At 61.6% G+C, this 19,002-nt stretch carries 16 protein-coding genes, 1 tRNA gene and 1 pseudogene; 7 read left to right on the top strand and 11 right to left on the bottom strand.

Annotated elements, in window-relative coordinates; all coding sequences use genetic code 11:
• The first annotated feature begins 34 nt into the window (after positions 1-34).
• From ppk2 to PPL01S_RS03770, 6 genes are read left to right on the top strand one after another with little or no spacing between them, the layout of a single operon-like run.
• On the top strand, positions 35-853 hold the full coding sequence (gene ppk2, locus PPL01S_RS03795) for a polyphosphate kinase 2 (RefSeq protein ID WP_016392121.1): 819 nt from the start codon (positions 35-37) through the stop codon (positions 851-853).
• A 36-nt stretch (positions 854-889) separates the two neighbouring features.
• Entirely contained in the window at positions 890-2,086 is a 1,197-nt protein-coding gene (locus PPL01S_RS03790) for a monovalent cation:proton antiporter-2 (CPA2) family protein (protein ID WP_028625290.1), read from the top strand.
• Between the two features lie 40 nt (positions 2,087-2,126).
• Positions 2,127-3,224 (top strand): AI-2E family transporter, encoded by a 1,098-nt coding sequence (locus PPL01S_RS03785; protein WP_016392123.1) that lies wholly within the window; start codon positions 2,127-2,129, stop codon positions 3,222-3,224.
• Positions 3,221-4,738, top strand: coding sequence for an efflux transporter outer membrane subunit (locus tag PPL01S_RS03780; RefSeq protein WP_016392124.1), 1,518 nt, complete (start codon positions 3,221-3,223; stop codon positions 4,736-4,738). The genes PPL01S_RS03785 and PPL01S_RS03780 overlap by 4 nt, the downstream gene beginning before the upstream one ends.
• Complete coding sequence (locus PPL01S_RS03775; protein ID WP_016392125.1) at positions 4,735-5,838, top strand: HlyD family secretion protein; 1,104 nt, start codon at positions 4,735-4,737, stop codon at positions 5,836-5,838. Before PPL01S_RS03780 ends, PPL01S_RS03775 begins: the two co-directional genes overlap by 4 nt.
• Entirely contained in the window at positions 5,828-6,838 is a 1,011-nt protein-coding gene (locus tag PPL01S_RS03770; protein ID WP_028625292.1) for a DUF2955 domain-containing protein, read from the top strand. Before PPL01S_RS03775 ends, PPL01S_RS03770 begins: the two co-directional genes overlap by 11 nt.
• A gap of 100 nt (positions 6,839-6,938) precedes the next feature.
• Here the strand turns inward: PPL01S_RS03770 and PPL01S_RS03765 are convergent, their stop codons facing one another.
• From PPL01S_RS03765 to PPL01S_RS03725, 9 genes are all read right to left on the bottom strand, one after another.
• The gene (locus PPL01S_RS03765; RefSeq protein WP_016391681.1) at positions 6,939-8,660 is read right to left on the bottom strand and encodes a SulP family inorganic anion transporter; all 1,722 of its coding nucleotides are present in this window, start codon (positions 8,658-8,660) and stop codon (positions 6,939-6,941) included.
• A 164-nt stretch (positions 8,661-8,824) separates the two neighbouring features.
• Positions 8,825-9,925 carry a redox-regulated ATPase YchF gene (gene ychF, locus PPL01S_RS03760; RefSeq protein WP_008099042.1) on the bottom strand — a complete coding sequence of 367 codons (1,101 nt, stop codon included), beginning with the start codon at positions 9,923-9,925 and terminating at the stop codon, positions 8,825-8,827.
• Between the two features lie 22 nt (positions 9,926-9,947).
• Positions 9,948-10,532 carry an aminoacyl-tRNA hydrolase gene (gene pth / locus PPL01S_RS03755; RefSeq protein ID WP_016391680.1) on the bottom strand — a complete coding sequence of 195 codons (585 nt, stop codon included), beginning with the start codon at positions 10,530-10,532 and terminating at the stop codon, positions 9,948-9,950.
• 76 nt (positions 10,533-10,608) lie between these two features.
• On the bottom strand, positions 10,609-11,205 hold the full coding sequence (locus PPL01S_RS03750; RefSeq protein WP_016391679.1) for a 50S ribosomal protein L25/general stress protein Ctc: 597 nt from the start codon (positions 11,203-11,205) through the stop codon (positions 10,609-10,611).
• A gap of 118 nt (positions 11,206-11,323) precedes the next feature.
• Positions 11,324-12,265, bottom strand: coding sequence for a ribose-phosphate pyrophosphokinase (locus tag PPL01S_RS03745; protein ID WP_016391678.1), 942 nt, complete (start codon positions 12,263-12,265; stop codon positions 11,324-11,326).
• Between the two features lie 48 nt (positions 12,266-12,313).
• Positions 12,314-12,388, bottom strand: a tRNA-Gln gene (locus PPL01S_RS03740).
• Between the two features lie 19 nt (positions 12,389-12,407).
• Positions 12,408-13,268, bottom strand: coding sequence for a 4-(cytidine 5'-diphospho)-2-C-methyl-D-erythritol kinase (ispE, locus tag PPL01S_RS03735; protein ID WP_016391677.1), 861 nt, complete (start codon positions 13,266-13,268; stop codon positions 12,408-12,410).
• Between the two features lie 3 nt (positions 13,269-13,271).
• The gene (gene lolB, locus PPL01S_RS03730; protein WP_016391676.1) at positions 13,272-13,889 is read right to left on the bottom strand and encodes a lipoprotein insertase outer membrane protein LolB; all 618 of its coding nucleotides are present in this window, start codon (positions 13,887-13,889) and stop codon (positions 13,272-13,274) included.
• Positions 13,890-13,893: 4 nt separating this feature from the next.
• A complete protein-coding gene (locus PPL01S_RS03725) occupies positions 13,894-15,615 on the bottom strand; it encodes a tetratricopeptide repeat protein (protein ID WP_016391675.1) in 1,722 nt (573 codons plus the stop codon).
• Between the two features lie 360 nt (positions 15,616-15,975).
• Between PPL01S_RS03725 and PPL01S_RS03720 the strand changes: the two genes are divergently transcribed.
• The gene (locus PPL01S_RS03720; RefSeq protein WP_016391674.1) at positions 15,976-16,317 is read left to right on the top strand and encodes a hypothetical protein; all 342 of its coding nucleotides are present in this window, start codon (positions 15,976-15,978) and stop codon (positions 16,315-16,317) included.
• 1,062 nt (positions 16,318-17,379) lie between these two features.
• On the opposite strand, the pseudogene PPL01S_RS03710 reads toward PPL01S_RS03720, so the two are convergent.
• Positions 17,380-18,242, bottom strand: a pseudogene (locus tag PPL01S_RS03710) (hypothetical protein).
• Between the two features lie 10 nt (positions 18,243-18,252).
• Positions 18,253-18,741, bottom strand: a complete 489-nt coding sequence (locus tag PPL01S_RS03705; RefSeq protein WP_016391671.1) for an Hcp family type VI secretion system effector — start codon at positions 18,739-18,741, stop codon at positions 18,253-18,255.
• Positions 18,742-19,002 lie beyond the last annotated feature (261 nt).

Raw genomic sequence — 19,002 nt, 5'->3', positions numbered from 1 at the left:
ATAATGACTCTTCAGTCGCAGTCAGGAGCATGTGATGTCCAAGATCCACAAGCACAAAGACCTTGATGCCGCCACGGAAAAACTGTCCGGCAAGGCCTACGAGAAAGAGCTGAAAGACCTCCACGTGGAGCTGGTCAAGCTGCAGGAGTGGGTGGTGGCCAAGGGCCTGAAGGTCTGCATCGTGTTCGAAGGCCGGGACGGCGCCGGCAAGGGTGGCACCATCAAGGCGCTCACCGAGCGCGTCAGCCCCCGCGTGTTCCGCACCGTGGCGCTGCCTGCACCGACCGAGCGGGAAAAGACCCAGATGTACGCCCAGCGTTACCTCAACCACCTGCCGGCCGCCGGCGAGGTGGTGATCTTCGACCGCAGCTGGTACAACCGCGCCGGTGTCGAGCGGGTCATGGGCTTTTGCACGCAAGAGCAGTCCGAAAAGTTCCTGGCCGTGGTGCCGCTGCTCGAGAAACTGATGGTCGAGTCGGGGATCATCCTCATCAAGTACTGGCTCGAAGTCAGCCCCGAAGAACAGACCCGCCGCCTGCAGGACCGTATTAAGGACGGCCGCAAGCTGTGGAAGCTCTCGCCGATGGACCTCAAGTCCTACACCCGCTGGGACGAATACACCCGCGCCCGCGACGAGATGTTCGCCGCATCCGATTCTTCCTGGGCGCCCTGGTTCATGGCGCACTCCGACGACAAGCGACGCGCCAGGCTCAACATCATCAGTCACCTGCTGACCCAGGTTCCGTACAAGGACATCACCCGCGACGAGGTAGTGAAACTGCCCAAACGCGGCAAGATCGGCAAATACAAGCCTGTGGCCTACCCCTTCAAAGTCATCCCTGAGCGCGTATGATGCGCGCCCCTATGAAAAACCCAGGGAGTCGCTTCCATGCCACATGATGGAAGCCTGTTACAGGCGACAGTCGTGTTTCTGTTGGCCGTGGTCCTTCTGGTACCCCTGGCACAACGCTTGAAAATGGGTGCAGTGCCAGGCTACCTGCTGGCCGGCATCCTCATTGGTCCATCGGTATTCGGTCTGCTGGGCAGCCCGGACAACGTCGCACGCCTCTCGGAAATGGGCGTGGTCATGTTGCTGTTCGTGATTGGTCTGGAGCTTTCGCCGCGCCGGCTGTGGACCATGCGCCGGGCACTGTTCGGCATCGGTTCGCTGCAGGTCGGGCTCTCGGCTGCGATCATCGGTGCGTTGGCCTATTGGCTGTTCGATCAGTCGAAGGCGGCGGCGATCGTCCTGGGCGTGGGCCTGGCACTGTCGTCCACCGCCTTTGGCCTACAGGTGCTGGCCGAGCGCAAGGACCTGAACAAGCCCCACGGTCGGCTGGCGATCGCCATCCTGCTGTTCCAGGACATCGCGGCCATCCCGCTGATTGCCGTGGTGCCGTTGCTCGGTGGCGGTGTCGACGTTGTCGACGAACGTCACTGGCCGATGCTGGCGGTAGCGGTAGGCATCGGTGTGGTGATCATCTTTGGCCGTTTCCTGCTGACCCCGGTATTCAGGTGGACCGTCGGTTCGGGCCTGCCCGAGCTGTCCATGGCCACGGCATTGCTGGTGGTCCTGGGCACTGCCTGGATCATGGAGCATGTGGGTGTGTCCATGGCCCTGGGCGCATTCCTTGCGGGCGTGCTGATGGCCGACTCGCCCTTCCGCCATGAACTGGAAACCCAGATCGAGCCGATCAAGGGCCTGCTGCTCGGGCTGTTCTTCGTCGGCGTGGGAATGAGCGCTGACCTTAGCCTGCTGTTCTCCATGCCCTGGGTGGTTTTAGGGTTAACCTTATTGTTGGTGGCTATCAAAATGCCATTATTGCTTGCCTTGGGACGCTACGCAGGGGGGCTGACCCGACCTGAGGCGCTGTGCCTGGGCATCGTCCTGGCGTCTGGCGGCGAATTCGCCTTCGTCGTGTTCAAGTTGGCAATCGAACATCAGGTGCTGACACAGCAAGTGCACAATTTGCTGGTGCTCGCCATCACCCTGTCGATGGCCGTGGTGCCTCTGGTGATGCTGGCCCTGGCGCGTCAATTGCGGGATGACACCCGCCCCGAGCGTGCAACCGAGACGGGCGAGTGAACGGCGCCACATGGCGTCTTGAATGTTCGGAGATAGAACAATGCAACAAGGATTAAAGCTGGACAGCGCCCTGTCACGGGGTTTGCTGGATGTACTGATCAAGGCCGGTCTGATTGCCGCGCTGGTGATCTTCTCCTTCCAGGTGTTCCAGCCCTTTCTGGAGCTGATGCTGTGGGCGGTGATCCTCGCGGTCACGCTGTACCCGTTGCAGCAGCGTATCCGACGAGGCTCCGGCCTCAAGGACGGTTTCGCCGCGACGCTGGTGGTGCTGCTGATGCTGGTCGTGCTGCTGGTGCCGATCTACCTGGTGGTGGTGTCCATCAGCGAATCGGTGGAGAGCCTGGTGACGCTGCTCAAGAGCGGTGCCTGGAGCGTGCCGACACCGCCTGACTCGGTCGCCACCTGGCCGCTGGTCGGGCCCAAGTTGCATGCCCTGTGGCTGTCGGCCTCGGAAAGCCTGGCGCCGGTGCTGAACAACATGATGCCGTACCTCAAGGGTGCCGGCCTGGGCATGCTTGGCGCGGCAGCCAGCGCAGGCGGTGCCTTCCTGCTGTTCATCGCAGCGGTCATCATTTCCGGCGTGATCATGGCCTTTGGCGAGCGCGGCGAGATCGCGGCGCAGCGCATTGCCATGCGCGTCTCCGGCGAGGAGCGTGGCAAGCCGATCGCCCGCTTGTGCACCGCGACCATCCGCGCGGTGGCCCAGGGTGTGATCGGTATCGCCTTCATCCAGATGCTGCTGATCGGCGTCGGTTTCGTGGTCAAGGGCGTACCAGGGGCCGGGATGCTGGCCATTGCCGTGCTCATGCTGGGCATTGCCCAGGCCCCGGCGACCCTGATCACCCTGCCGGTGATCCTGTATGTCTTCCATGCCGACGGCTTCACCGCCGCGACCATCATCTTCGCCGTCTACACCTTCGTCGCCGGGCTCGCCGACAACGTGCTCAAGCCGCTGCTGCTGGGGCGCGGAGTGGACGTGCCGATGCCGGTGGTGCTGATCGGCGCCTTGGGTGGCATGGTGGTCAAGGGCATCATCGGCCTGTTCATCGGCCCGGTGATTCTCGGCGTGACCTATGTGCTGTTCTGGCAGTGGGTCGCCCTGCAGGTACCGGAAAACCCTGTTGAGCCGGACGCGTGAGACACTGCATCAAATGGCCTTCTGCCTTTAATGCCGTCAGCCTGCTGGCCCTGTTGGCAGGCTGCACCCAGGTCGGCCCGGACTTCAAGACGCCGCAAGACCCCTGGCTGGACAACTGGAACACGCCGGCGCTGGAACAGGCCGGGCTGCGCGCGGCGACGCCGGACTTGCAACAGTGGTGGACGGTGTTCGCCGACCCGACCCTGGATGCACTGATTGCCGAAGCCGACGCGCACAACACCAACCTGCGGGTCGCCGGCCTGCGCATTGCCGAGGCGCGCGCGCAGTTGTCCATCGTCCAGACCGGACGTTATCCACAGCTGCAGCAGATGCGTGCGCAAAGCCTGTACCTCAAGCAGGACCAGTCGGGCGCCGCCAGCGCCCGCGATTCGGTGTTCTGGCAGTCCAGCGTGGGCTTCGACATCGGCTGGGAAATCGACTTCTGGGGCCGTTTCAGCCGCGCCATCGAAAGCGCCGACGCAGCCTACTTCGCCTCCCAGGCCAACTACGCCGACGTCATGGTGCTGCTGCGTGCCCAGGTGGCCGATACCTACTTCGCCGTGCGCACCACCGAAGCACGCCTGGCGATTGCCGAAGAGAACGCCAAGCGCCAGGCGCGCAGCCTGGAAATCACCGAGCGGCTGTTCCGCCACGGCGAGAACGATGAGCTCGACTGGCAGCAGGCGCGCACCCAGTACCTGGCGACCCAGGCCACCATCCCCGAGTTCGAGAACCAGCTCAACGCCTTGCACAACGTGCTGACGTCATTGCTTGGCCGACCGCCGGGGCCGTTGCCGGAGTTGCAGGCACGCCACGGCCAGTTGCCGATGCCCGACCGTGTCGTGCTGCAGGACGTACCCGCCAGCCTGCTGCTGCGCCGCCCGGACATACGCGCGGCCGAGCAGGCGGTGGCGGCGCAGTCGGCCTTGGTCGGTGTCGCCGAATCGGACCTTTATCCCCATTTGAGCCTGCTCGGCAGCATTGGCTGGAGCTTCATCTCGGCCAACAACCTGCCCGACAGCTTCGATATGGCCGCCGGGCCGAGCATGATCTGGAACCCGTTCGACTACGGCCGGCGCAAGAACGCCGTGCGCGTGGAAGATGCGCGGCTGCAGCAACTGATCGAGTTGTACCACCAGGGTGTGCGCGAAGCGGCGCGCGAGGCCGACGATGCCGCCAGTGGCCTGGTGCGTTCGCTGCAAAGTGCGACCATTCGGCACGACGCCTCCGAGGCAGCCCAGCGCTCGCTGAACCTGGCCAGTTCGCAGTACCGCGAAGGCTTCGCCGACTTCCAGCGCGTGCTCGATGCCCAGCAACTGCTGTTGCAGCAACAGGATGGCTACCTGGTCAGCCGCGGCAACGCGGTCAGCAGCCTGGTGAATTTGTACAAGGCGTTGGGCGGAGGCTGGGATGCCCGGCACGCGCCCATCGACCGCGAAACCCGTCAGCAGATGCAGGAACGTACCGACTGGGGCGATCTGCTCGACGAACCTGAACAGGGTGGAACGCAATGAGCGAAGTAAAGAATGTGCCCGCTGTGCAGGACCAGGCCCCCGATCGCGGCATGCACTGGGTGCTGTTGATCATTGTCGTGAGCCTGGTCTGGTACCTGCTCGCCGACCGCTTCACGCCCTACACCCAGCAGGCTCGCCTGCAGGCCTACGTGGTCCCGGTGGCGGCCGAAGTCGCAGGGCAGGTCAAGCGTGTGGCGGTGGGCAACAACCAGGAAGTGCGCCGCGGTGATGTGCTGTTCGAACTGGATCAGGATCAGTACCGCATCGCCCTGGCCCGTGCCGAGGCCGACCTCGATACCGTGCGGCGGCAGGTGGGCGCCAGCACCGCCGGCATCGAATCGGCCCAGGCATCGCTGGTGGCGGCACAGGCCAACGAACGCAAGGCACGCCAGGATGCCGAGCGGCTCAAGCGGTTGATCGAAGAAGACCCGGGCACGGTGTCGGTACGCCGTCTGGAAGGGGCAGAGGCCACCCGTGACCAGGCCATCAGCAAGGTGGCGGCGGCGCGTGCCGAAGTGGCACGGGCGCGTGAGCAGCAAGGGGGTGACGATGCCGACAACGCACAGTTGCGCAGTGCGGCAGCCAACGTCGAAAAAGCCCGCCTGGACCTTGCCCGCACGGTCGTGCGCGCTGACGCCAACGGCTTGATCACCGACCTGCGCACCGACGTTGGCCATTACGTCGGCGCGGGCACACCGATGATGACCCTGATTGCCATCCATGATGTCTGGATCAGTGCCGACATGACCGAGAACAACCTGGGCCGTCTGCGTCCTGGCGTGCCGGTGCTGGTGATCCTTGATGCCATGCCCGGTGAGGTGCTCAAGGGGCGGATCCGCAGCATCGGCTATGGCGTGAGCGTCGGCCAGCCTGCGCCACCCGGCAGCCTGCCGACGGTGCAGAACAGCCGCGAGTGGCTGCGCTCGGCGCAACGCTTCCCGGTGATCGTCGAACTCGACGGCGATCAGTTGCAGGACAAGTCCGGGCTGCGTGTGGGTGGCCAGGCTGAAGTCATGGCCTTGCCCGGTGAGGGCAACCCGTTGAACCTGCTGGGTCGGGTGTTCATGTGGCTGATGAGCTGGCTGGCCTATGCCTATTGAGTTGCGCCGCCTGCGCGCACTGCGCCTCGCCTGGGGCGTAGCGCTGTGCCTGGCGGTGAGCTTTGGCCTGGGGCTGCCGATACCGATCCTGGCGCCGGTGTTCGCGGTATTGCTGCTGGCCATGCGCAGTGCGCCACTGCCGTTGCGCGCCGCGCCGGCGCTGGCCGTGCTGGTTCTGCTCAGTTGCGGCAGCGGCCTGTTGCTGATTCCGCTGTTGCGCCATGCCCCGCTGAGCGGTGTGCTGCTGGTCGGCGTCGGGGTGTACCTGGTACTGCGCTACGCCCTCAAGGGTGGCAATGGCTTGCTGGCCAACTTGCTGGTGATCGGCTTGACCATGATCGCCGCAGCCGGCACCAGTGATTTCACCTTGGCACTGTCGGTGGTCGAGGCCCTGGCCAAGGGCATGCTGCTGGCGACCCTGGCTACCGCAGTGGCCCATGTGCTGTTTCCCGAACCTGCCGATGCACCGGCGCAACCGTCGCCGCCACTGCTCCCGGCCCAGGCCGTCAGTTGGGTCGCCTTGCGTGCCACGCTGATCGTCATGCCAGCGTTTCTGCTGGCGCTGATCGCCCCGGACCAGTTCATGCCACTGATCATGAAATCGGTGAGCCTCGGCCAGCAGGCCGAGGAAACCCGTGCCCGGCACGCCAGCCGCGAGCTGATCGGCTCGACCTTGCTGGCCGGGGTGCTGGCCATACTGATATGGGGCGCGCTGAGCTTGTTCGCGCACCTGTGGATGTTTTTTCTGTGGGTGTTGCTGTTCACGCTTTGGCAGGCGCGGCGGTTATACCGTGTGGTGTCGACCCGGCACAGCCCTGGCTACTGGGTCAGCTGCCTGACCACCATGCTGATCCTGCTCGGCCAGTCGGTGCAGGACAGCGCCAATGGGCAGGATGTGTATGGCGCCTTTGCCGTGCGCATGGCGCTGTTCCTTGCGGTGTCGCTGTATGCCAGCGCCATGCTGACCTGGATCGACCGGCGCAGGGTTCGGGCTGCTTAGTTGTGCATCCTGGCCCTATCGCCGGCAAGCCGGCTCCCACAGGTACACCACAGGCCTTTGTAGGAGCCGGCTTGCCGGCGATAGGGCCAGAACAGGCTACCTAGGGCTGCCAGTCGATGCCGCTGTCTGCCAGGTAGGCATCCACAGCCGCCCCGACCGTGGGGTGAAACGCGTTCTCGCCCATGTGCTGGAACAAGCCGAATTTCTTCATCTTGTCCTTCACCGGGTCTTTCATCTCGGCAAACTGCAACTCCACCCCCCGGGCCTCCAGCGCCCGGTCCAGCTCGGCGAGCATGTCTGCCGAAGTGACGTCGATGCTGGTCACAGGCTCCGCCGCTATCACCAGCCGCTGCACCGGCGTGGGCGATTCATCGACGGCATCGAGCACGGTGTTCTGGAACTGCTCGGCGTTGGCGAAGAACAGCGGTGCATCCCAGCGCAGCAGTACGAAGCCCGGAATTCGCCGAGCCTGTGGATAACGTTTCACATCATGGTAGCCACGGGTGCCGTCGACACGGCCAAGCACCGCGAAATGCGGGCGCCAGCCGTCCCAGAGGAACTCGATCACCGAGATTGCCACGGCAATGCAGATGCCCGGGATCGCGCCGAACACCGCGACGCCGACGAAGCAGGTGAACGACAGCCAGAATTCCCACTGCTGCATGCGGAAGATGCGCTTGAGGTCGGCGAATTCGAACAGCCCCAGTGCCGCTGCAATGACCACGGCGGCCAGTGCGCTGTTGGGCAGGTGCTGCATCAGGTTGGGCGCGACCAGCAACAGCAGGGTCACTGCCAGGGCGCCGATGATGCCGGTCAGCTGAGTCTTCGAGCCCGCCGCTTCAGCCACTGGCGTGCGCGAGGAGCTGCTGCTGATGGGGATGCCCTGGAACAGGCCGGCGGCGAGGTTCGCGACGCCAAGACCGAACATCTCCTGGTTGGGGTTGACCGGGGTTTTCAGGCGGGCCGCATAAGTACGTGACAGCACGCTGGTGTCGGCGAACGACACCAGCGCCACGGCGATCCCGCCCAGCAGCACTTCGACCAGGTCGATGTCGCTTACCCAGGGGAACACCAGGCTGGGCAAGCCCTGGGGCAGTTCGCCGAGCACCTTCACGCCCTGCTGGTCGAGCTGCAACAGGCTCACCGCCAGCGTTGCCAACACCACCGCGATGAGGATGCCCGGAAGGCGCTTGAAGGGCTTGAGCAACAGGATCAGCGCCAGGCTGCCGGCACCGACGGCAAAGCTGGGCCAGTGCCCTTGGCCCGCCAGCAGCGCCTGGGCCAGGTTCCAGAGGTCGCGCAACGGCCCCTGGCTGTCGACGGAAATACCGAACAGCTTCGGCAGCTGGCTGATCAGCACGGTCAGGGCGATGCCGTTCATGTAGCCGTAGCGGATCGGCTTGGACAACAGTTCGGTGATGAAACCCAGGCGCAGCAAGCCGGCTATCACGCAGAAAGCGCCGGCCACCAGGGCCATCATGCTGGCAATGGCGATCGCCCGTTGCGGGTCGCTGGCCGCGTACTGCACCACCACTGCCAGGATGGGCGCGGCCAGTGCCGAGTCGGGTCCAAGCACGAGGATCCGGCTGGGGCCGAACAGGGCATAGGCCAGCAGCGGAATGATGGTGGCGTACAAGCCATAGATGCCCGGTACCCCGGATGCTTCGGCGTAGGCGATGCCCACTGGGACCAGCATGGTGGTCAGCACCAGGCCGGCGGCGATGTCCTTGGGTAGCCAGGCTGCTTTGTAGTTGAGCAGTGTGGCCAGGCCTGGCAGCCAGCGCTTCCAGTCGAAGCGGGGGCGGGGAGGGGTTTCATGCATGGTCGAGGCTCCGACTTTACTGAGACTCAGCTTAGGTAAGCAGCGGGCCTTTTCCAGGCCTGAAACGACAGCGCCCCGATCGCCGGCAAGCCGGCTCCCACAAAGATCACATCGAACCCTGTGGGAGCCGGCTTGCCGGCGATCGGGGCGCCGCGGGTGTGGCGTTATACGTTGAAGCGGAAGTGCATCACATCGCCGTCTTTCACGATGTAGTCCTTGCCTTCCAGGCGCCATTTGCCGGCTTCCTTGGCACCGCCTTCACCCTTGAACTGGATGAAGTCGTCATAGGCCACCACTTCGGCGCGGATGAAGCCTTTTTCGAAGTCGGTGTGGATCACGCCAGCGGCTTGTGGCGCAGTGGCACCGACGCGCACGGTCCAGGCACGAACTTCCTGCACGCCGGCAGTGAAGTAGGTCTGCAGGTTCAGCAGCTCGTAACCGGCGCGGATCACGCGGTTCAGGCCAGGCTCTTCCAGGCCCAGGGCCTCGAGGAACATGTCCTTCTCTTCGCCGTCGTCGAGCTCGGCGATTTCGGCTTCGATCTTGTTGCACACCGGCACCACGACCGCGCCTTCTTCCTCGGCGATGGCCTTGACCACGTCCAGGTGCGGGTTGTTGTCGAAGCCGTCTTCGGCGACGTTGGCGATGTACATCACCGGCTTGCTGGTCAGCAGGTGGAAGCCGCGGATGACGGCTTTCTCGTCGTCAGCCATGTTCTTCATCAGGCTGCGCGCCGGCTTGCCTTCGGTGAAGTGCGGGATCAGTTTTTCCAGAATGGCCTTCTGTGCCAGGGCTTCCTTGTCGCCGCCCTTGGCGTTGCGGGTGACCTTCTGCAGTTGCTTCTCGCAGCTGTCGAGGTCGGCGAAGATCAGCTCCAGGTCGATGATCTCGATGTCACGCTTGGGGTCGACGCTGTTGGAAACGTGAATCACGTTCTCGTCTTCGAAGCAGCGCACCACGTGGGCGATGGCGTCGGTCTCGCGGATGTTGGCGAGGAACTTGTTGCCCAGGCCTTCACCCTTGGACGCACCGGCCACCAGGCCGGCGATGTCGACGAACTCCATGGTGGTCGGCAGGATGCGGTTGGGCTTGACGATTTCCGCCAGCGCCGCCAGGCGTGCGTCGGGCATCGGCACGATGCCGCTGTTCGGCTCGATGGTGCAGAAAGGGAAGTTCTCCGCCGCGATGCCAGACTTGGTCAGGGCGTTGAACAGGGTGGACTTGCCGACGTTGGGCAGGCCGACGATGCCGCAATTGAAACCCATGGGTATTCCCCTCTCTAGGAAATCAGGCCTTCTGGCTGTGCAGCTCGCGCATCGCCTTGGCGAAATCGCCGGCAAGCACGTCCGGCAGCACGCCGAGGGCAAAATCGATGCTGGCGTCGAGCTTCTCCTGCTCGGCGCGCGGCGCGCGGCCCAGGACGAAGTTGGAGACCAGTTTGGCGTCACCCGGGTGGCCGATGCCAAGCCGCAGGCGGTGGAAGTCGTTCTGGTTGCCGAGCTGCGCGATGATGTCGCGCAGGCCGTTGTGCCCACCATGGCCGCCACCGCGCTTGAGCTTGGCGACGCCGGGAGGCAGGTCGAGTTCGTCATGCGCCACCAGGATCGCTTCCGGCTTGATGCGGAAGAAATTGGCCAAGGCCGCCACGGACTGGCCGCTACGGTTCATGTAGGTGGTGGGGATGAGCAGACGAACGTCGTTGCCCTGATGGCTGAATTTAGCCGTCAGGCCGAAATACTTGCGGTCAGCGGTCAAGGTGACGCGCTGGGCGCTGGCAATGCGTTCAACGAAAAGAGCCCCTGCGTTATGCCGGGTCTGTTCGTATTCGGGGCCGGGGTTACCCAGGCCGACGATCAACTGGATGGCGGTCACGTAGGGGCTCTTCCTTGGAGTTGGTGGGTTACGGTGCGCGGCACTGTAACCCGATCAACACCGGCGCGCGAGTGGATTACTCAGCGGCGCCTGCTTCAGCTTCTGGAGCAACGCGCGGGGCGTGAACGTTGGCAACAGCTTTGTCATCACCGTGGGCCAGAGCAACGAACTCTACGCCTTTCGGAGCTTTCAGGTCCGACAGGTGGATGATGGCGCCGATTTCAGCATTGGCCAGGTCGACTTCGATGAACTCAGGCAGGTCTTTGGCTTCGCAGGAAACTTCGATCTCGGAAACAACGTGCGAGATCTCGCCGCCTTTCTTGATCGGGGCTTCTTCGCCGACGAAGTGAACCGGAACCTTGGCGGTCAGCTTCTGGCCAGCAACGACACGAACGAAGTCGGCGTGCATGATGAAGCCTTTGGCCGGGTGGCGCTGCATGGCCTTGACCACGACGTTCTGCTTGGCGCCGTCGACGTTCAGTTCGATAACGTGGCTGAAGGCAGCTTCGTTTTCGAACAGCTTGGCGATTTCCTTGGCCACGATGGTCAGGGATTGAGCTTCTTTATCGCCACCGTAAACAACGGCTGGGATGTTGGCGGAGTGACGCAGGCGGCGGCTCGCACCTTTCCCCAGGTCAGTACGCGCTTGGGCGTTCAGAGTGAAATCAGTCATTTTGTTTCTCCAAAATAGCCTCCCGAGGGCGTTTGCGACCAGCGCCAACGGGGATGGCAAAAAAGCCCCGCCCCAACGAATGCTGGGGCGGGGCGCTTCACATCAACACGTGTTCCGCTTAGCGGAACATCGCGCTGATCGATTCTTCATTGCTGATGCGGCGTACCGCTTCAGCGACAACCGGTGCGATATCCAGCTGGCGGATACGGTCACAGGCTTGAGCAGCGGCGGACAGCGGAACGGTGTTGGTCACCACCAGCTCGTCCAGTACCGACTTCTCGATGTTCTCGATCGCGCGGCCCGACAGGACAGGGTGCGTGCAGTAGGCGTAAACCTTGGCAGCGCCGTGTTCTTTCAGGGCCTTGGCCGCGTGGCACAGGGTACCGGCGGTATCGACCATATCGTCTACCAGGATGCAAGTGCGCCCTTCGACATCACCGATGATGTGCATCACTTCGGAGTGATTGGCCTTTTCGCGGCGTTTGTCGATGATACCCAGGTCGACACCCAGGGACTTGGCGACGGCACGTGCGCGCACGACACCACCGATGTCCGGGGAGACGATCATCAGGTTCTCGAAACGCTGGTCTTCGATGTCGTCGACCAGTACGGGCGAGCCGTAGATGTTGTCGACGGGGATATCGAAGAAACCCTGGATCTGGTCAGCGTGCAGGTCGACGGTGAGAACACGGTCGATACCCACGACAGTGAGCATGTCAGCGACGACTTTGGCGCTGATGGCTACACGTGCCGAACGCGGACGGCGGTCCTGGCGGGCGTATCCGAAGTAAGGAATCACGGCGGTGATTCGCGACGCAGAGGAGCGGCGGAAGGCATCAGCCATCACGACCAGTTCCATCAGATTGTCGTTGGTAGGGGCACAGGTTGGCTGGATGATGAACACGTCCTTACCACGAACGTTTTCATTGATCTCAGCACTGATTTCGCCGTCGGAGAACTTACCGACAGAAACATCACCCAGTGGAATATGCAGCTGACGTACGACACGCCGAGCCAGATCGGGGTTAGCGTTCCCCGTAAAGACCATCATCTTGGACACGCGCAGTACCTGAAGGCTGAGGGTATACCTGGATGAGTATAAGGAAAATGGCAGGGGCGGCTGGATTCGAACCAACGCATGGCAGGATCAAAACCTGCTGCCTTACCGCTTGGCGACGCCCCTGTATCTGTTGCTGCGAGCGCTAGGCACTCGACTTCTTGATCAGACTTTGCAACTCACGATGCAACATCGAAACATTGCTTCCTTTCGCCACAAACCCTGTTTGGGTCTCTGAAAGAAGGGCCAGAACTTTATCAGCTTCGGCTTTGCTTGGGAAGGCCCCAAACACGCAACTTCCAGTCCCGGTCAGTCGAGCCTTTGTGAATTTACCCAATGAATTCAACGCATTGCGAACTTCTGGGTAACTCTGCTCTACCACCGGTTGACAGTCATTTCGACTGTTTCCCTCGGGAACGGGGCGCATCTTAAGGGGGAGGGAATCACGTGTCAACTGTGGATGTGAAAAAATTTCTACAGTGCTGACAGACACTTGCGGCACCAGCACGACATACCAGGGCTCTTGCGGCTCGACCGGGGTCAGTTGCTCGCCCACCCCTTGGGCGAACGCCGCGTGGCCACGCACGAACACCGGCACGTCGGCGCCCAGGGTCAGGCCCAGGGCGGCCAGGCGGTCTTCGTTCCAGTCCAGATGCCACAGGTGCGCCAGCGCCAGCAGGGTGGTCGCGGCATCCGAGCTGCCGCCACCGATACCGCCGCCCATGGGCAGCACCTTGTGCAGCCAGATGTCGGCGCCACGGTGGGTGCCGGACTGCTCCTGCAATTTGCGCGCGGCGCGCACGATCAGGTTGCTGTCGTGGGGCACTGCTTCGATGTCGGTGTGCAGGCGGATCACGCCGTCTTCACGCAAGGCGAAAGTCAGTTCGTCGCCGTGGTCGAGGAACTGGAACACGGTTTCCAGCTCGTGGTAGCCGTCGGGGCGGCGGCCGATGATGTGCAGCCAGAGGTTGAGCTTGGCAGGGGCGGGCAGGGTGAGTTTGCGCATCGGTCAGTGGCCCAGCTGGCGTGGCTGCCAGTCCTTGACCACGAGGGTCACGTCCAGGTCCTTGCCGTGCAGCTTCAGGCGCTCGGGCAGCCAGTAGCCGTTCTGCTCGGTGTAGCTCAGATACTGCACCTGCCAGCCATCCTGATCGAGGGACGCCAGGCGGCTGTCACTGTCCAGGGTCAGCTTGCTCTTGCTGTCGGGGGCGGGCAGACCGCGCACCCACCAGACCAGGTGCGAGACCGGCAGTTGCCAGCCAAGCTGCTCTTCCAGCAAGGCTTCGGGGCTGTCTGCCTGGTAACGGCCCTGGTTGGCCACTTCCAGCACCACGCCGCCAGGGCGCCCGGTCAGGCGCGCGGCGCCGCGGCCCAGGGGGCCGGCCAGGCGGATGTCGTAGTAGTCCTGGCGCTGCAGCCAGAACAGCGTGCCGCTGCCGGAGTCGCGCGGGGCGCGGATGCCGACCTTGCCGTTGATCTGCCAGCCATCGAGGTTGCTCAGCTGTTCCTTGTGGGCGCGCCACTGCTGGGGGTCGCCTTGGCCCTGCAGGGCTTCGCGGCTACCGAAGCCGGCGCAACCGGCGAGCAGGGCAATCAGGGTGAAGGTGATGCAATGGCGCAAGAACATGGCGTTAAAGGGTCTCGGATCCGGTCAGGCGCAAGACGGTCTTGCGCAGGATAGGGCTGTCGGGCTGGGTTTCGAAGGCCTTGGCCCAGACCTGGCGTGCTTCGCGGCGCTTGCCGTTGGCCCAGAGGACTTCACCCAGGTGGGCGGCCACTTCATGGTCGGGGAAGCGCTCCAGTGCCTGGCGCAGGTAGCGCTCGGCTTCATCGAGGTTGCCCAGGCGATAGGCGACCCAGCCCAGGCTGTCGAGGATCGCCGGGTCGTCCGGGGTCAGTTGGTAGGCCTTGTCGATCAGCGCCTTGGCCTCGGTATAGCGGGTAGTGCGGTCGGCCAGGGTGTAGCCCAGGGCGTTCAGGGCCATGGCGTTTTCCGGCTCGCGGGCGATGATGGCGCGCAGGTCTTTTTCCATCTGCCCCAGGTCGTCGCGCTTTTCAGCAAGCATGGCGCGGGTATAGAGCAGGCTGAGGTCGTCCGGGTAGTGCTGGAGCGCCTGTTGCAGTACCTGGCTGGCCTGGGCGTCCTTGTTGTTGTTGCTGTAGCTTTCCGACTCGATCAGGTACAGCTGGACGGCGATGTCCGGCTGCGCTTCACGGGCGGCGGCGAGCAGGCGCGAGGCCTCGGCGCCGCGACCGTTGGCGATGAGGATATCGGCCTGGCGCAGTTGTGCCGGCAGGTAATCGGGGCCGGGGCCGACCAGGGCATACTCGCGCAGGGCGCCGGCCGGGTCGTGGCGTTCTTCGGCGATGCGGCCCAGGTTCAGGTGCGCGGCATCGACATTGCTGTCGCGGTCGATCATTTCGCGCAGGTAGCTTTCGGCTTCGTCCCAGTCCTTGTTCTCCATGCACACCAGGGCCAGGGAGTAGCGCAGTTCATCGTCGTCGGGGTATTGCTGGACCAGGCTGATGAATTCGCCCTTGGCGTCGGCGATACGGTCCTGTTCGACCAGGGTGCGCGCGTAGGTCAGGCGCAGGCGCTTGTCATCCGGGTTGTCGCGGATCGCGCCACGCAGCAGCGGCAGGGCCTCCGAGCCGCGATCGAGGGCCTGGAGAAGGCGTGCGCGGAGCAGGATCGGGGCGATTTCGCCATCCTGGGCCGGGTGCTCCTCGAGCAGTTCGAGGGCCTCTTCGGCCTTGCCGTCCTGATTGAGCAGCAAGGCTTTGCCGAAGATCAGCTGACTGTTGTCCGGGTGCTTGACCAGCAGGCGGTCGAAACTCTGCATCAGGCCATCGCGGGTGCCCTGGTCGGTTTCGGCGGCGGACAGGGCGAGGAAATCGAAGTGGGTGTCGCCGTGACCCTGCAGCACCTTCTCCATGTAGTCCATGGAGTCGTCATAACGGCCGGCGCGTGCCAGCTGGATGGCGGCGGCGCGCTGGGCATCGAGGTTCTGCGGGTCGTTGCGGGCCCAGACCAGCGCGTTGTCGAGGGCCGGCTCGTCGGCACCGAGGTATTCGGCGATGCGGTAGGCGCGCTCGGACACGCCTGGGTCCTGGGTCTTGGCAGCCTGGTCGGTGTAGTTGGCCAACGCGATGTCGAAGCGGTTGCGTTGCCCGGCCAGTTCGGCCACCAGCAGGCTGTACAGCGTGTCTTGCGTGAACGACCCATACGCCACGGGCTTTTGCGCCTCGCTTTTGTCGGCCTCGGCAACGGTAGGCTCGGCACTTTTCGGGGCCAGGCTCTGGCAGCCCTGGAGCAGGGCGAAGGCAAGCAGCAATGCGTAGGGTCTGTTCATATAAAGGCTTAGAAGGACTTACCGGCGGTCGGAGCATCATGACACAAGCGCGGGGGCAAACCCACCTGCGAAGGTCGAGGTTTACAGCAAGAGCTGCATGGGTCGGACCATGGCGGGAGGCGGAGGTTCTGAGGGATCGGCCGAGGCGGTGAGGTGAAGGGGCGGTTGAAACAAACGATTGAAAAAGTTCCATTTGACGAAGTGAATGATACTACGACTGGTGCGGGACGTTCCGATAGCCGATTTTGGTGGTTGAGTTAGTTTACGGCTTCAAATATCGAAGCCGCTCGGAAATATACCTTGAGAAGTCCATGGGTTCTTCAGGTGCATTTCAGGGAGGGCAAACTCAAGGAACAAGAAATGTCTGTGATATCGAAATCGCTTGAAGAGCTGCTTGCCGCTATCTATGCCGACGACAAGGTTTCCATGCGTGAATTCCTGACGCTGCAGGAAGATGCTGACCGCCGCTGGGACAAGGTCATTGATGAACTGGGGCCGAACACCACATTGCTGGCGTTCCAGAAGGCCATGGATGTAGCCATGCACATGCTGCATCTGAGTGTTGAACATATCAAGAAACAAGAGCTCACTGATCTGGGTGAGGCGATTGTCAAGGATGCCGTCACCGCTCAGGTCGAATATGTGAGAGCAGGCTGTGCGCTGAGCCTGCGGGCTTTGAAGGTCGGGCCGAATACGCTCTGACTAGATATTGAGGCGCTGAATGTCGGCTGTCTCTTCTGCAGTCTGGGCGAGGGTGCTAGCTCCATTTTTAGCACGCTCGCCTCGCCTTTATCTCTTGAGTTAACCTCGCTCAAAATACCTTGTGAAGCCTTCGAATATGATTAGGGATGAAACGGAGAGTATCAGGCAATACCAGAAAAACAGAAGCAGGTGCTTGGTTTTCTGTGGAATGCTTTGGATGTCAATGGGGTCTGCCAAGTTTCGGCGTATATAAAAATTTGGGGTCGAGAGCATCCCGGCGATCCCGCATAGTCTCATCATCTTGCCGAGAATTCCTGCAGTGGAGTACATCGAACGGTTTCCTTGCACAAACTTGCAATTAATTAGCTGAGACTCAATGGTTTCGATATGTCGGCAGGCGATGTAAATGAGCGCCACAAGGCTGATCATTAGTGAGGTCAACATAAAAAATGAAATGAACATCCACGGCGAGCTTGTCATTTATCAAGCGCCTCGTACAAAAAGTCTCCAAATTTTGTCGTCTATCCCTCTCAGGTATTGGATGCACTAGTTTCACACCCGGTACCTTGCTTTTTCACAAAGGATTCTGAAAGCCACGCCGCCTACATCGTAGATCTTGTCAGTGTCAGCAGCTCTGACATAGGTTGGAACAGGCAAGCACTCCTGTGCCTGCAAGATCAATCGTCGATCAATTCATCCAAAAGTACAGAGTTACTCGGAAACACATTAGCGCAATAAGTAGCCCAAGAAGTAAATTCCAGGTTGTGATTAGTGGCGTCTTTAATCGAGCCGGCATATTTTGAAAGTCATTTAAATCGATCAGGCCTCTGCGTGCGCATAATTTGGGTGCCATTAGGGAGAAAGAAATCATGCCGATACGCAAAAGTTTTCCGAGCAAGCCGGCTTCTGAGTAGGCTGATTTGTTGTCGCGAACCATTTTGCAATTTGATAAGGATGCTTCGATCTCGTCAATATGGCGATAAGCGATGTAGGTGACTACGCACATGGTCACCGCCAATGGTGCGATTATGAGAAATCCAATAATCGCGGCTATCGCTGGGGTCATTTGATGAAGTTCTCATAAAGGTAATCAGCCATTACCTCGAAGCCCATACTGCCCGCTTCTCCCCCTGCGACTCCGCCTATTGCGCCACCGACCACTCCACAAACTAGCGCGCCAGTCCCGCCGGTCGCCTGCATTCATCCGCTCGCCCCGAGGTACATGCTTGATGCACTTCCATTCCTGACGCGTAGATATCAAGCGCAATGCCGATGAAGGTGCCTTTTTTGACCAGTCTGGCTGCCTGTGCGACTCCCGCAACCTTATCCGCATACCCTGCAATCTTCCCAGTGTGCAGGTAGCTCTTAGTAGAAATCGCCAGTGCCCTTTTGATCGACCCTCTATTCCGCAGACCAGCCCCGAATGCTGCCAGCTTGCTCAACTGTTCATCCAGCTTCACGAACAGCGCAGCACGCCTTGCATAAAACTGGTCACGGGCCTTGAGCGTGCCGGAGCCAAGGTACTCCTTATGCAGCTTTTCAATTTCCAGCAGGGTGTCCTGAATAGCCTTCAGATGCCGGCTCCAGCCATCACTGACCACGCCCGCGCCCATTGAGGCGTGGGCGAGCAAGCTCTTCAGCAGTTCGAAATTATCCAGAAAGAAGTGGTCAGCACCCTGGCCGCTAGTCATCAAGCCCATGTGCGCGATGGCGGCCTTAGACATGAGAAAGGCCTCGTGGCTTGTGCAGGAAGGGGTGGTCCAATCACCCATGATGACCAGTTCGCCACTTTTGACCACTGTGTTGTAGATATGCGAATTCAGCACATCGAACTTGCTGGCAGCATGCCCCGTCAGGGCAAGGCCAGCCTTGAGCGTGTGGTAGTTCTGCATCCTGGGATTGATATAGGCGCGTGCCTGAGACATGGCCATACCCTCACGCGTATTTAGTGTTGCCGATGCGGTCCCAGCCGCCGGCGATGTTGCCGCCGCCGCTGCCGTCGATGCGTTGCTGCTGGGTATAGGTGGTCTTGATCCTGCCGTAATCGAGTTGGACCACCTCGATCGGCACACCGTCGGCGGCGCTTTGGGTGTAATCGGCAATGATCACTTCTTCGAGGACGATCTCGTAGTACTTGAGCTTGTCACCCCCCGCGCGGCACAGCGCGAGCCTGACTTCCTTGAGGTGCTGGCCTGCGCAACTGGCTTCCATAAGTTTGCAACTGGCACTGTCGAGAAACTTGGTGAAAGTGAAGTTGCTTACGGCGGTACGACCCGAAGTCGCTCCACCGGCAGAACTTGCAGTGGCAGAAGTGCTTTGGCTGACACCGAAGTCATAGCCCGTGACTTCGATCCATTTGTTGTATTTCTCATCCAGGGCTTCGCCGGGGATTTCGTCGATTTTTATATAAGCGTCAAAAGCCATGCCTACCGCTCCTTGGCAATCATTGGGTGTGAGGGGTTTGTATATGCTGGCGGGAACTTGGCCCGGGCAGTGAAGGGCAAGGCTAGGCATTGATGCTGGGTAATGCAATGGTTGGGGTGTTATTTCGGAAAAGGACTACAAGTTATCGGATTTAATCCCGGTGAATGTGTCGAAACATGTCGTTGACACCCACTTTATGTAGGAAAAGTTTCTGTACTTTGTTTAATTATTAAACGTCCTTCTTCAGTCAGCCCAGTGCTG

This window comes from Pseudomonas plecoglossicida NBRC 103162 = DSM 15088 (assembly GCF_000730665.1).
Classification (GTDB): Bacteria; Pseudomonadota; Gammaproteobacteria; order Pseudomonadales; family Pseudomonadaceae; genus Aquipseudomonas; species Aquipseudomonas plecoglossicida.
The sequence above is the reverse complement of the archived record's forward strand: the minus strand, read 5'-3'. Positions and strand labels throughout refer to the sequence as shown.

What these genes read in the sequence shown, in the direction of transcription:
- PPL01S_RS03750 (WP_016391679.1), bottom strand. Translation starts at nt 11,205, where the DNA reads ATGACTGATTTCACTCTGAACGCCCAAGCGCGTACTGACCTGGGGAAA.
- PPL01S_RS03705 (WP_016391671.1), bottom strand. Translation starts at nt 18,741, where the DNA reads ATGGCTTTTGACGCTTATATAAAAATCGACGAAATCCCCGGCGAAGCC.
- ispE (WP_016391677.1), bottom strand. Translation starts at nt 13,268, where the DNA reads ATGCGCAAACTCACCCTGCCCGCCCCTGCCAAGCTCAACCTCTGGCTG.
- ppk2 (WP_016392121.1), top strand. Translation starts at nt 35, where the DNA reads ATGTCCAAGATCCACAAGCACAAAGACCTTGATGCCGCCACGGAAAAA.
- PPL01S_RS03725 (WP_016391675.1), bottom strand. Translation starts at nt 15,615, where the DNA reads ATGAACAGACCCTACGCATTGCTGCTTGCCTTCGCCCTGCTCCAGGGC.
- PPL01S_RS03765 (WP_016391681.1), bottom strand. Translation starts at nt 8,660, where the DNA reads ATGCATGAAACCCCTCCCCGCCCCCGCTTCGACTGGAAGCGCTGGCTG.
- PPL01S_RS03785 (WP_016392123.1), top strand. Translation starts at nt 2,127, where the DNA reads ATGCAACAAGGATTAAAGCTGGACAGCGCCCTGTCACGGGGTTTGCTG.
- PPL01S_RS03775 (WP_016392125.1), top strand. Translation starts at nt 4,735, where the DNA reads ATGAGCGAAGTAAAGAATGTGCCCGCTGTGCAGGACCAGGCCCCCGAT.
- lolB (WP_016391676.1), bottom strand. Translation starts at nt 13,889, where the DNA reads ATGTTCTTGCGCCATTGCATCACCTTCACCCTGATTGCCCTGCTCGCC.
- PPL01S_RS03720 (WP_016391674.1), top strand. Translation starts at nt 15,976, where the DNA reads ATGTCTGTGATATCGAAATCGCTTGAAGAGCTGCTTGCCGCTATCTAT.
- ychF (WP_008099042.1), bottom strand. Translation starts at nt 9,925, where the DNA reads ATGGGTTTCAATTGCGGCATCGTCGGCCTGCCCAACGTCGGCAAGTCC.
- PPL01S_RS03790 (WP_028625290.1), top strand. Translation starts at nt 890, where the DNA reads ATGCCACATGATGGAAGCCTGTTACAGGCGACAGTCGTGTTTCTGTTG.
- PPL01S_RS03770 (WP_028625292.1), top strand. Translation starts at nt 5,828, where the DNA reads ATGCCTATTGAGTTGCGCCGCCTGCGCGCACTGCGCCTCGCCTGGGGC.